This is a genomic window from Kribbella sp. NPDC006257 (genome assembly GCF_040613535.1).
In the GTDB taxonomy this organism is placed as follows: Bacteria; Actinomycetota; Actinomycetes; order Propionibacteriales; family Kribbellaceae; genus Kribbella.
In genome coordinates this window covers 1-12321 of sequence record NZ_JBEXSJ010000070.1, presented here as the reverse complement: position 1 = coordinate 12321, position 12321 = coordinate 1, and the positions used below count along the sequence as shown (strand labels likewise).

At 68.9% G+C, this 12321-nt stretch carries 12 protein-coding genes; 6 read left to right on the top strand and 6 right to left on the bottom strand.

The window, feature by feature from the left end; genetic code table 11:
- The 5 genes from ABZ004_RS40265 to ABZ004_RS40245 all read left to right on the top strand — a co-directional run.
- Positions 1 to 189: hypothetical protein (locus tag ABZ004_RS40265; protein WP_355687557.1), on the top strand; the 189-nt coding region annotated here is incomplete at its 5' end.
- Between the two features lie 103 nt (positions 190 to 292).
- Positions 293 to 1429 (top strand): glycine betaine/L-proline ABC transporter ATP-binding protein, encoded by a 1137-nt coding sequence (locus tag ABZ004_RS40260; protein WP_355687555.1) that lies wholly within the window; start codon positions 293 to 295, stop codon positions 1427 to 1429.
- A gap of 1 nt (position 1430) precedes the next feature.
- The gene (locus ABZ004_RS40255; RefSeq protein WP_355687554.1) at positions 1431 to 3365 is read left to right on the top strand and encodes an ABC transporter permease subunit; all 1935 of its coding nucleotides are present in this window, start codon (positions 1431 to 1433) and stop codon (positions 3363 to 3365) included.
- A gap of 18 nt (positions 3366 to 3383) precedes the next feature.
- A complete protein-coding gene (locus tag ABZ004_RS40250) occupies positions 3384 to 4346 on the top strand; it encodes an ABC transporter substrate-binding protein (RefSeq protein WP_355687552.1) in 963 nt (320 codons plus the stop codon).
- Positions 4347 to 4469: 123 nt separating this feature from the next.
- Complete coding sequence (locus ABZ004_RS40245) at positions 4470 to 5066, top strand: ParA family protein (RefSeq protein ID WP_355687551.1); 597 nt, start codon at positions 4470 to 4472, stop codon at positions 5064 to 5066.
- 100 nt (positions 5067 to 5166) lie between these two features.
- On the opposite strand, the gene ABZ004_RS40240 is transcribed toward ABZ004_RS40245, so the two are convergent.
- From ABZ004_RS40240 to ABZ004_RS40215, 6 genes are all read right to left on the bottom strand, one after another.
- Positions 5167 to 5979 (bottom strand): SAM-dependent methyltransferase, encoded by an 813-nt coding sequence (locus ABZ004_RS40240; protein ID WP_355687549.1) that lies wholly within the window; start codon positions 5977 to 5979, stop codon positions 5167 to 5169.
- Between the two features lie 72 nt (positions 5980 to 6051).
- Positions 6052 to 7242 (bottom strand): ROK family transcriptional regulator, encoded by a 1191-nt coding sequence (locus tag ABZ004_RS40235; protein ID WP_355687547.1) that lies wholly within the window; start codon positions 7240 to 7242, stop codon positions 6052 to 6054.
- Positions 7243 to 7251: 9 nt separating this feature from the next.
- Entirely contained in the window at positions 7252 to 8133 is an 882-nt protein-coding gene (locus ABZ004_RS40230; protein ID WP_355687545.1) for an oxygenase MpaB family protein, read from the bottom strand.
- Between the two features lie 33 nt (positions 8134 to 8166).
- Entirely contained in the window at positions 8167 to 9831 is a 1665-nt protein-coding gene (locus ABZ004_RS40225) for a PHP domain-containing protein (protein ID WP_355687543.1), read from the bottom strand.
- Between the two features lie 77 nt (positions 9832 to 9908).
- A complete protein-coding gene (locus tag ABZ004_RS40220; protein ID WP_355687541.1) occupies positions 9909 to 10454 on the bottom strand; it encodes a GNAT family protein in 546 nt (181 codons plus the stop codon).
- Positions 10455 to 10480: 26 nt separating this feature from the next.
- Positions 10481 to 11779, bottom strand: coding sequence for an XRE family transcriptional regulator (locus tag ABZ004_RS40215; RefSeq protein ID WP_355687539.1), 1299 nt, complete (start codon positions 11777 to 11779; stop codon positions 10481 to 10483).
- Positions 11780 to 12009: 230 nt separating this feature from the next.
- Between ABZ004_RS40215 and ABZ004_RS40210 the strand changes: the two genes are divergently transcribed.
- The gene (locus tag ABZ004_RS40210) at positions 12010 to 12186 is read left to right on the top strand and encodes a hypothetical protein (protein ID WP_355687537.1); all 177 of its coding nucleotides are present in this window, start codon (positions 12010 to 12012) and stop codon (positions 12184 to 12186) included.
- Positions 12187 to 12321 lie beyond the last annotated feature (135 nt).

Sequence of the window (12321 nt, the reverse complement as noted above, 5' to 3'; positions counted from 1 at the left end):
GCACCCAGCCGCTCCGCGGGTACAGCGCGCACCCGCGGCGGGCAGCGCACCCACCGCGCGCGCCGCGCGCACCGCGTGCGTGGCGTCCGCGCCGCGCATCGCGCACTGCTTGCGTGCATCGTGTTCGGGCTGGGGAAGGGCTGCTGGGGTGGTGCGTTGGGGTCGGTTGGGGGTGGGTGGGGCGGGTAAAGGTTGAGTGATCAGACACCCGCGGCGGCGCTGGGGAGCCGGGGCTTCGATAAAGTCGCGGTTCACGACGAACCCGGTGGCCGGGATGCGAGGGTGAACCATTGTGACCGCTCAGCTCGAGTACCCCGACCCGATAGCGTCGGACGCACTGCTGTCGATCCAGGGCCTGTGGAAGGTGTTCGGGCCGAAGGCGGACCGCGTCCCGCGACGCCCCGACCTCGCGGCCCTGAACCGCGAGGACCTTTACCAGCGGACCTCCTGTACGGCGGCCGTCCGCGACCTCAGCTTCGACGTCGCTCCGGGCGAGGTCTTCGTCGTGATGGGCCTGTCCGGCTCCGGCAAGTCCACCCTGGTGCGCTGCCTGACCCGGCTGATCGAACCGACCGCGGGCAGCATCTACTTCGAGGGCGAGGACCTCCGGGCCGCCGACGAGAAGCGGCTGCGCGCCTTGCGAAGAAGCAAGTTCTCGATGGTCTTCCAGCACTTCGGCCTGCTGCCGCACCGCCGGGTGATCGACAACGTCTCCTACGGCCTCGAGGTCCGCGGCGAGAACAAGCCCGATCGCCGCCGCCGCGCCCAGGAGGTCATCGACCTGGTCGGCCTGCGCGGCAACGAGCAGCTCTACCCCGAGCAGCTCTCCGGCGGTATGCAGCAGCGCGTCGGCCTGGCCCGCGCGCTCGCCAACGACCCGGACGTGCTGCTCTTCGACGAGCCGTTCTCCGCGCTCGACCCGCTGATCCGGCGCGAGATGCAGACCGAGGTGGTCCGGCTGCACCGCGAGGTCGGCAAGACGATGGTCTTCATCACCCACGACCTGTCCGAGGCGCTGAAGCTCGGCGACCGGATCCTGCTGATGCGCGACGGTGCCGCGGTCCAGCTCGGGACCGGCGACGAGCTGGTCGGTGCGCCGGCCGACGACTACGTCCGCGAGTTCGTCCGCGACGTACCTCGGGCCGACATCCTCACCCTGCGCTGGATCGTCCGGCAGCCCCGGCCCGGCGAGCAGCTGGACGGCCCCGAGCTCGGCCCCGACGTCCTGGTCCGCGAGGCCACCCGGCTGGTGCTCGAGTCGGACCGCCCGGTGAAGGTCGTCTCCGGCGGCCAGCTGCTCGGCGTGATCGACGACGAGGCGATCCTGGCGGTCGTCGCCGACCGGGACCCCGCCGACCGGGACCCCGCCGACCAGGCAACCGCCAACCGAGACCACGCCGACGCCGCCGGCCGCCCCGAAGACACCTGAGATGGCGTCCATCACCGGCTCGGTCGAGATCCGGGTCCGCAAACCACGCCGCAGCGTCATCGCCGGCGTGCTCGTCGTCGGCTGGGTGGCGGCCTGGTTCGTGCTGAGCGGGATCGACACGCTTACCATCGGCGGCCAGGAGACCACGGCGCTGCATCGCTGGCTGACGGCCCACCGGGACTTCCTCGGCAACGGCAACGCGGTCCTCGATGCGGTCCGGATCACGGTCGACCACCTGGTGATCCTGTTGCAGAACGTCCTGAGCCAACCGTCGTACGGGCGGCCCGTGCCGGTGGTCGGCTGGCTCGGCGTGGTGGCCATCTCGGCGTACCTGGCCTGGGCCTTCGGAAACTGGAAGGTGGCGCTGCTCGCCGCGGCCGGACTGACCTTCGTCGGGCTGCAGGGGCTGTGGCAGGAGAGCATGGACACGCTCGCGCTGACCATCGCGGCCGTTGGGCTCTCGCTGCTGGTCGGCATCCCGCTGGGGATCTGGGCGGGGCTGTCGAACCGCGCGTTCAAGGTCGCCACGCTGATCCTCGACCTGATGCAGACGCTGCCGACCTTCGTGTACCTCGCCCCGCTGACCCTGTTCTTCGCGATCGGCCCGGCGGCCGCGACCATCGCGACCCTGATTTACGCGGCGCCGCCGGTGGTCCGGCTGACCGCGCACGCGATCCGGTCGGTCCCGCAGGAGAGTGTCGAGGCGGCCCGCTCGCTCGGCTCCACGCGCGGCCAGACCCTGGTGAAAGTCCTGCTGCCGATGTCCCGCAGTACGGTCGTGGTCGGGATCAACCAGACGATCATGGCGGCGCTGTCGATGGTGACCGTGGCCGCGCTCATCGACGCACCCGGCCTCGGGCAGACCGTCCTGAAGGCCCTGCAGACGCTCGACGTCGGAGTCGCGTTCAACGCCGGTCTGGCGATCGTGGTGATCGCGATCGTGCTCGACCGGGTCACCACAGCCGCAGGCGACCGACCATGGCGTACGGCGAACCGTCGCCGGCGCGTGTTGCTCGCCGCGGGCGGCGTGGCCGTCCTGGTGGCGGTCTGGTTCTCCCGCACCTACCTCTGGGCCGCCGAGTTCCCCACCAGCGCGAACATCGGCTCGAAGATCGCCGTGGCCGCGAGCGACGTGACGACCTGGGTGCAGGACGTCTTCGGCGGCTTCACGTACGGCGTACGCGATGCCGTCACCAATGGCGTCCTCAACCCGCTGGAAGCTCTGCTCACCGAGTCGCCCTGGTGGCTCGTCAGCGTGGTGATCGTGGCGCTGGCCGCGTTGCTCGGGAGCTGGCGCGGCGCAGTACCGGCTGCCATCTGCCTTGGTCTGCTGGTGGCCACCGGGGTCTGGCACGACAGCATGGTCACGCTCGCGTCCACCTTGCTGGCCACGGTCGTAGTGGTTGCTGTCGGCATCGTTCTCGCGGTGTGGACCGGGCGGAACCAGCGGGCCGACAGCTGGCTTCGACCGGTCCTGGACGCGGGGCAGACGATGCCGCCGTTCGTGTACCTGGTCCCGTTCCTCGCCCTGTTCGGCACCAGCCGCTTCACCGCGATCGCGGCGGCGGTGGTGTTCGCCGTACCAGTCACCACCAAGATCGTTGCTGACGGCATCCGAGCCGTCCCGGTCGCGACGGTCGAGGCGGCGAACTCGGTCGGCTCGAGCAGCTGGCAGGTGATCAGCAAGGTGCAACTCCCGGTCGCCCGGCGGGCGATCACCCTGGCGGTGAACCAGGGCCTGATCTACGTGCTGTCCATGGTCGTCGTCGGCGGCCTGGTCGGTGCGGGCGCACTCGGGTACGACGTGGCCGCCGGCTTCGCGCAGAGTGAGCTGTACGGCAAGGGCCTGGCGGCCGGGCTGGCGATCGTGCTGCTCGGTGTCATGCTCGACCGGATCACGCAGGCCGCGGCCAAGCGGACCCGGAAGTTCAACTGAATGAGGAGACAACCTGTGGTGACGAACAAGCTGCTGCGTTCGGCCGGTGTGCTGACCGCTCTCGCGCTGGCGCTGACGGCGTGTGGCGGTGCGAAGGTCGGCGACGCGGAGAAGCCGGCCGCCAGCGGCAAGGCCTGCGGCACCTTCAACCTGACCGTGAGCCCCTGGGTCGGGTACGAGGCGAACGCGGCCGTGGTCGCCTACGTGGCCACCAAGAACCTCGGCTGCAAGGTGGTGAAGAAGAACCTCAAGGAAGAGATCGCCTGGCAGGGGTTCAAGACCGGCGAGATCGACGTGAACCTGGAGAACTGGGGCCACCCGGACCTGAAGAAGAAGTACATCACCGACCAGAAGGTCGCCGTCGAGGCCGGATCCACCGGCGTCAAGGGCGTCATCGGCTGGTACGTGGCGCCGTGGATGGTCGAGAAGTACCCGGACCTCAAGGACTGGCACAACCTCAACAAGTACGCGTCGTTGTTCAAGACCTCGGAGTCCGGCGGCAAGGGCCAGTTGCTCGACGGAGACCCGTCGTACGTGACCTACGACGAGGCGCTGGTGAAGAACCTGGGCCTCAACTACAAGGTGGTCCAGAGCGGCAGCGAGACGTCCCTGATCCAGGCGTTCCGTCAGTCGCAGGCCCAGAAGAAGCCGTTGCTGGCGTATTTCTACGAGCCGCAGTGGCTGTTCGACGAGCTGAAGCTGGTGAAGATCGACCTGCCGCCGTACAAGGCCGGCTGTGACGCCGTACCGGAGAAGATCGCCTGCGACTACCCGCCGTACGACCTGGACAAGATCGTCTCGAAGAAGTTCGCCGACTCCGGCAGCCCGGCGTACGACCTGGTGAAGAACTTCAACTGGACCAACGCCGACCAGAACGCCGTCGCCAAGTACATCGCCGAGGACAAGATGACCCCGGACGCGGCCGCGGCGAAGTGGGTCAAGGACAACCAGCCGAAGGTCGACGCCTGGCTCGCGAAGTAACCCGTCGGGGCGGCCTGATGGCTGCCCCGGCAACTGCTCGACGCCGTCGGCAACTATCACGACGCGATTCAGCAACGCCGACGACACGCCGGAAATCGGACAAGACCGGGTAGCGTCAGTTCCATGATCATCGTGACAGCTGCACTGAAGGGCGGGGTCGGCAAGACAACCACGTCGGTGTACTTGGCCGCGCTGGCATCTTCCAACCGTCGCACAGCCACTCTGGTCGACGCGGATCCACAAGGCAGCGCTGCCGACTGGATCGCGGATTCCGACGACGACCACCTGGCCAGGATCGAGATCGCCGAGGCGCCGACCGAGCGCCTCCTGACCAAGGCACTGGACAAGGTGCCGCCGGAGGGCATCGGCGTCGTCGACATGCCCCCGTCGCACGAACGGCTGCTGAACAAGGCGCTCGAACGAGCCCGGATCGTCATCATCCCGACCCGTGTCGGCGGGGTCGAGACGCCCCGGGTGCGGGCGGTGCTGGACCTGGTGCCGAAGGAGATCCCGGTCGGTCTGGTGATCTGCTCGGCCCGGACCTACACCCGGTCCTACCAGGAGGCGATGGCGCAGTACGCGGCGGAGGAGATCCCGGTCTGGGGCACCATCCCCGAGCGGGTCTCCATCACCGCGGGCCCGACCGGACCCCTGGCCGAGGACGGCCTGGAGTCCTACCGCAAGGTCTGGCGCAAGATCCTCGCCGCCGCGCGCAGCTGACGCGCCCGTCCCGAGCCGTCCTTCCAGCCCAGGCAGGAAGGACGCTCAGACCTGCCTGTACTACGGACGCCCGGCCCCGGCCCGTACGACGAGCGCCAGGTTACGGCTTGATGGCCAAGGCGGCGGCGATGAGGCGTTGCCAGTCGGTGAGCTCTTCGGGCTCCTCGACCGGCCGCCACTCGGCCGAGGGCACCAGCCCGGGCGGCAGGATCTCCAGATCGGGACCGAACAACGCGAGCAGCTCGTCGTCGGTGCGCCACCGCCCGCGCCCCAGTGACCCCTGCAGCAGCTTCTGCATCTCCGCGCTCCGCGGGTCGTCCTCGCTGCGGAAGTGGCTGATGAAGACGTAGCTGCCCGACGGGATCCGGTCGACCCAGAACTTGACCAGCCCGGCCGGGTCCTCGTCGTCGTTCACGTGGTGCAGGATCGCCGAGAAGATCAGCGCGACCGGCTGGTCGAAGTCGATCAGCGCCTGGGTGTCCGGGTGCTGATAGATCCTCTCCGAGTCCCGCAGGTCGCCCTCGATCACCGTCGTGTACTCGTTCTCGGCGAGCAGCGCGCGACCATGACTCAGCACGACCGGGTCGATGTCGACGTACACGACCTTCGCCGTCGGCTGATGCCCCTGGGCGATCTGGTGCACGTTGTCCGCGGTCGGCAGCCCACTGCCCAGGTCGATGAACTGCTTGACCCCACTGGTGACGATCTCGCGGACCGCGCGGATCAGCGCACCACGGTTGTCGTACGCGATCACCCGGGACCCCGGCAGATCGTGGATGAACTTGTCCCCGAGTGCGCGGTCGACGGCGAAGTTGTCCTTGCCGCCCAGCAGATAGTCGTAGGTCCGCGCGATACTCGGCTTGGCCGGATCGACCCCGGGGATCGATTCCTCCGGACCACCCACAGCTGTCATCCCGAACTAACCTTCCGGCTCAACTGATTCTCGCCTTACTCTATGCGATCAACCGGCAACACAGACGTCCGGTCAACGGTGCAACGGTGGTTCGCCGCGAACGTAGGAACGGATCACCGTGGCGGCGGCACCGCGGGCCCAGTCGTCGAAGGTGTGCGAGCGCAGCATCAGCGTCGCTTCGCCGGCCGCCCCGAAGGCGTGCTCGGCGAAGGCCTGCCGCATCCGGTCCTCGTACAGGTCGTAGTCCGCCACGCCCTCGCCGGCGATCACCACCAGCTCCGGCCCGACCAGGTTCACCATCGCGGCCAGCGCCGACCCGATCACCTCACCGGCCCGGTCGAAGGCCTCGCGGGCATGCGCGTCACCCTCGTGCGCGAGCTGGATCGCTCCGGACAGGTCGAGGTCCGGCTGCCCGGTGGTCTCCCGGACCCGGGCCAGGATCGCGTCCGACGACGCCACCGTCTCGACGCAGCCGCGGCGCCCGCAGGTGCAGACCAGATCGCCGGGCGCGAGGGGCAGGTGCCCGAGTTCGCCCGACACTCCGTGCGCACCGGAGACCACCTCGCCGTTGATGTAGAGCCCACAGCCGACACCGGATCCGATCGTGACGACCGCGAACGAGTCCGCGTCGACGCCCACCCCGAACCAGTGCTCGGCCACGGTCAGCGCGCGGACGTCGTTCGACACCACCACCGGCACCTGCAGCCGCTCGCCCAGCAGCGCCGCGACCGGGACGTCCCGCCAGCCCATGAACGGTGAATCCCGGACCACTCCGTGCTGCGCGTCCACGTCGCCGGAGACTGCGACGCCGATGCCGATCAACGGGCCGGCCTGGTCGTCGAGTGTCGCGATCAGCTCGTGTGCGAGCTCGGCGAGCCGGTCGATCACCGCCGCCGGGGTCCGCTCGGTGAGTTGCTGGTGCCGAACCGTGCGGATCCCGGCCTTGAAGTCGGTGGTCACCCCGATCAGGTCGGTCGGCGTCACCTTCAGCCCGATCACGGACACGCTGTTCGCGACCACCGTCAGCGGGCTCACCGGCCGGCCGATGCCGAGCTCGGCGCGGCCCTCGGTGGCACCCGGCTGGTCGGTGACGAAGCCCGCATCGATCAGCGGCGCGACGGCCTTGGTGACGGCCGCCTGGGAGAGTCCGGTGCGGCGGGCGATCTTGACCCGCGGGATCGGTCCCTGGGTGAGGATCTTGGTCAGCACCTCGACTCCGGCCGGCGTACCGATCGGCAGCGGACGGTCCGGGCGCTTCGACATGGGAGAAAACTACTCTGGAGTCAAGGTCGGAGAGGCCAAAGCCCACCGGATCGTGCGTGTCAGTCCGCTACCGGCCACCCGAACCATGGTGCTCTCCGCCAGCGGCAGGTACGGCAGCCGCAGCGGCCAGCGGCTCCAGGACGGCAGCAATCCGACCGCCGCAGCGGTCAACACCCCGTACGCCGGACGCGCGGCCAACGGCACCGGCGGATGCACCAGGATGAACCGCGCCGCCTCTCGGGCCTCGGTGGTCCCGCGCAACTCGGGCCGGTAGGACTCCAAGGTCTCCCGCAGCTCCACAACGGTTGTAGGCGGATCCAGGACGCCTAGAGCACGAGCTACTCGCGCAGTGTCCTCCACGTAGCCGTCCTGCTCGGCAGCGTCGAGTGGCGCAGCGCCGTACCGCTGATGTGCCGCGAGGAAGCTGTCCACCTCGGCCACGTGCACCCACTTGAGCAGGTGCGGGTCCGACGCCCGGTAGCGAGTCCCGTCCGGACTGGTCCCACGGACTCGTTCATGCACGGACTTGACCCGGGCGATGGCTTCCTCGGCATCCGCTTCAGCGCCGTACGTCGTGATCGCCAGGAAGTAGCTGGTGCGTTGCAGCCGGCCCCAGGGGTCACCTCGATAGCCGGAGTGAGCCGAGACCGCAGCCATCGCCAGCGGGTGCAGTGACTGCAGCAGTAGCGCTCGCAGCCCACCGGCGAACATCGACGCGTCACCGTGGACGCGCCGGATCGGCCGGTCCGGCGCGAACCACCTAGGACCGGGCGTGCTGTGCACCCGGTCCCGCTCGGCCAACGGGTCCGGACCGGCAACCTTCGACAAGATCATCCGGGCCAGACCGTCCCGCATCGGGTCCAGCATGCTCAGGGGTGAAGGGATGGCCATACAGCCAGTCTCCCCACCACTCCAAGCCTTCGATCAACGGATCACGTCCACGAACACCGGGTTGGTGTAGAGCCAGGTGTCCAGCCAGGGATCGCCGTCGGCCGGTGGGTGCTGGATCGGCCCCGCCGGATCGATCTGACGACCCAGGTAGCCGACGCCGTGCCGGTTGCCGTCGCTGCCGCGCAGGCGCACGTAGTGCGAGCTCTCGGCCCGGCCCAGCGGGATCCGCAACGAGTAGGTGCCGGTCTTGCGATGTACGTCGACCTGCTCGACCACCCGAGTGTCCGGAGCCTTCCAGCTGTCCCGGTCCTGCACCGCGCCGGTCACAAGGCCCCGGATCACATCCAGGTGAGCAAGCCGCGGCAGTAGGCCATGGAAGTTCGGCCGGGTCGCGCTGGTCACCGTGACGCGCAGCTCCAACTTCTCGTTGTGGCGGACCTGCAAACGCCCGCCGAGAGTCGCACCACGCTGCCTGGACCCAACAGGAGCAACCCGTACGTCGATGCCGTCCACCAACTGGCCGTGGTCAACCCAGACCCGGCCAGCTCGCAGGCCGGCCATCACTTCGAGATAGCCGTACTTGGTCACCCCGACGTGAGTCCGGCTGAACTGTCCCGGCCAGAAGTCGCTGCCGGCCTGCGGCGTACCGGCGTCCGTCGGAGACGGCTTCCAGCCCAGTGAGTCGAAGTTCTGGCCGGGTGGGAACTCCCCGTCCTTCCAGGTGTCCCAGATGGTCCGGTGGTTGTCGCTATTCGTGGTGATCGAGAAGAGCCGCCCCTCGGCGAGCAGGGAGTCCCACAGTCCACCCACGGTCGCAGTAGCCCAGTCGAACCCGCCGTACGTGCGGTAGGCGTCGACCGGGTAACCAGGCCAGCTCGCGTCGCTGGGATTGTTGGTGTACTCGCCGCGCTGGTTGGTCGTAGTACCCCGGAATGCGCACCAGGCCGGATCCGCGTCGCCCTGTGAACCAGGTGCGCCCTCCATGCCGATGCAGACGCCACTGTCGCGCCAGCCGCGCACCTCGTGCGGTGAGTCGATCCCGAGCCGCATCGGGTGGTTGGCGAACACCAGCACGTCGTCGACGAACCCGGTCCGCTTCTGCTCCGCCAGCCAGGCCAGTGCCTTCACCGCGTGCTGCTCGTTCTCCGGTGTGCTTGTCGAGCGCCCGGTGAGCTTGCCGTCGTACTCGCGCTCGAATTGCTGCAGCAGGGCCACATTGTTCGCACCCGGTGCGACCAGGACGGTCCCGTGCTCGGCAGCGGGGATGTACCACTCGAGTCCCTGGAACACGAGCATCCGCGGGTTCTCCGCCCGCGCCTTGAGCACCTCGGCGTTCTCCGCCTGCGCCCCCTTGTCCGCATGCCCGAAGTTGCTGTGCTCCGTGAAAGCCATCCAGTCCAGCCCGAACTGCGACCCCCGCAAGGCCAACTGGCTGAAGTCGTACTTCGCGTCATGGCTGTACCGGCTGTGCACATGGTGATCCCCGACCAGATAGACCAGCTCAGGATCATCCCCGTACGACGTGGCGCTCGTCGCCGCCGCGGTCTCCGTGCTCCCCAGTACGCCGGCAGCGGCGAACCCTGCGCCGAGCAAGCCGGCCCGGCGGATCAGTCCACGCCGGGAAACTCCCTGCGGATCCAGCTCGTCCTCGGGAACGGCCGGATCGGCCCACTCGGGCACCTGCTGCTCTGACGTCATGGCGGAACACCCTCCTTGTGCTGACATGCAACTGTCAAGGGAGGGCATGACGCGAAGGTGTGCGCCAGATGAACAGCTCAGCGCGGGGTGAGGGCGGCCGTTTCGGTGCTGAGCAGCGAGAAGAGGACCGAGTCGCGCCAGGCGCCGTTGGTGAAGACGTGGTGGCGCAGGTGGCCCTCGTAGCTGAAGCCGAGGTTCTTCACGACCGCGATCGAGGCGGAGTTCTCCGGGCCGATCGCGGCGGTGACGCGATGCAGCGCGAGGGGGCCGAAGGCGAACCGCAGTACGGTGCGGGCCGCGTCGGTCGCGTAGCCGTTGCCCCAGTGATCGGCGGCGATCATGTAGCCCAGCTTGGCCGCCTGGACGCCACTGGAGGCGAGCCGGACGAAGCCGATCACCCGGTCGTCGTCGATCCGGGTGACGCCGAGACCGTAGACCTTGCGCGGCTCGGCCGCCGCGCTCGCCAGACAGCCGTCCAGCATCCGCTGGGCGTCGTCGCGGGTATGACTGTCGAAGGACATCCAGTTGGTCACCCGGTCGTCACCGGTGATGGCGAGCAGATCATCGAGGTCTTCAGGCCTGAAATCGCGCAGGCGAACACCAGCACCGGTGAGCGGGTCCATGGGCGGGATGCTATTCCTCGACAGGTTTACCGCGGGTAGGTCTGCATCGGGGTCCGGGTGAACAGCTCGATCTCTTCCTGCAGGTCCCGGGCGTCGTCGGCGCGGCCGGACTGCCGCAGCGCCTGGTGCACCCGGCGGGCCGAGTGCACGACTCCGTTGATCCGGCGCTCGGTCGGCAGACCGAGGACCGGCGCGATCGCGTCGGCCGCGCCGTCCAGTTCACCGTTCGCGATCCGGGTGATGGCCATGGCGGCGTGGCTGCCGGCGGCGTCGCCGAAGGCCCACTCGGGGTGCGATTGGTCGGTGTAGGCGTCGACGGCCTGGCGGGAGTACCGCTCGGCGGTTTCGCGCTCACCCGGCAGCCACGCGAGCGCGTCGGCCGCGTAGTACAGCTGCCGGTTGCGGCCGAACGTGCACAGGCCGCCCATCTCGTCCAGGTCGTCACCCTCGACGACCGTGCCCCAGGCGTTCTCCGCGCGCTCCAGCGCGGCCCGGGTGGCGTCGGCGTTGCCGAGCGCGGCCCAGGCGCGGGCCTCGCTGACCGGGAGCCAGACGCTGGTGGTGCTGTTCGCCTGCTCGGCGTACCCGGCGCCGAGCTGGGCGTACCGGACCGAGTCGTGCGGGTTGCCGGCCCAGTAGGAGACCAGCGACTGCAGCCCGCGGACCCACGCGCGCAGGCCGTGGTGGTCGGCGTTGTCGGCGCACAGGAAGGCGGTCCGGGCCTGGGTCAGGGCGGCGTGCGGGTTGCCGAGGTCGTGCGACGCTTTGGCCAGCAGGCCGCCGGTCACGCCACCGAGGAAGTACAGCTGCCGCAGGTGTTCCGGACGCTGCCGGCTCTCCAGCAACGCGAAGACCAGATCCTGGGTCTCGACCAGCTGGCCGAGGATCTCCGGCAGCGGACGCTGCGGATAGGCCTTCGCGACGTGTCTGACGTCGTCGTACACCTGTTCCATGGCCTCGCTTCCGAGACCGGTCTGGGCCGCGAGGGCGAAAGCCCGCGCACGGCTGGCAGCCATGTCGAGTACCTCCATCTCATTACCTGTCGTGATCCGTCCACCCGTGGCAGCCGCCGGCACTACCTGGCCGGCCTGCTCGGGGACGTACGGAGCGAGGAGTTCCTCGACCGGCTTGCCGAACATGCGTTGCAGGGTGCGCCGGGTCTGTGGAGTGGTCCCTGCGCGCTCGCCCGATGCGAGGCGCCGCAGGTGCCGCTCGGTGATGGTTCCACCCAGCTCGACGAACTCGGCGACGATCTCGGAGTAGGTCTGGTTCCGGCGCTGGATCAGGTGCGCCAGGACCGTCTTTGGCGTATACCTACCCGCCATCGTTCCTCCCGTTCACGTCAGATCAGACGTTGTCTCGACTGAATGCCCCACGACAAGGTGCAGATCGGCTTTGTCCGCCAGAGGTCCGGGAGAGGTCCGGCAAAGGTCCGGTCCAGGTCCTAGAGCGGTCACGGTCGGTCTGTGCACCATTACTGCCATGACAACCAGTAAGTCCAACTGGTTGCAAGGCCTGAGAGTTACGGGGTGAGCAAGTAGTGGCAATCGCGGAGATGACGTCGAGGCAGCACCGCCGCCGGGTGCGGGTCTGGTTCGGCGAGCACGTGATCGCGCAGTACGTCGCCGAGGCACCGCTGGCGGCCCGCTACGAGCAGGCGATGCGGCGGCGGTTCGCCGGCCTCCGGGTCACCAACGACGTCCTCGGGCCGCCGGAACACGCGGACAACTGAGCCCGCCAGGTCCTCCTCAGACCTGGCAGACGCTCCTGGGGTCTCCTCACGTCCAGGAGTGGTACCGAAAGGAAGGTCCGGGGGCACTCCTCAGCCCCCGGACGAAACCCGAGGTGCGGTCCGGAGCTCTCCTCA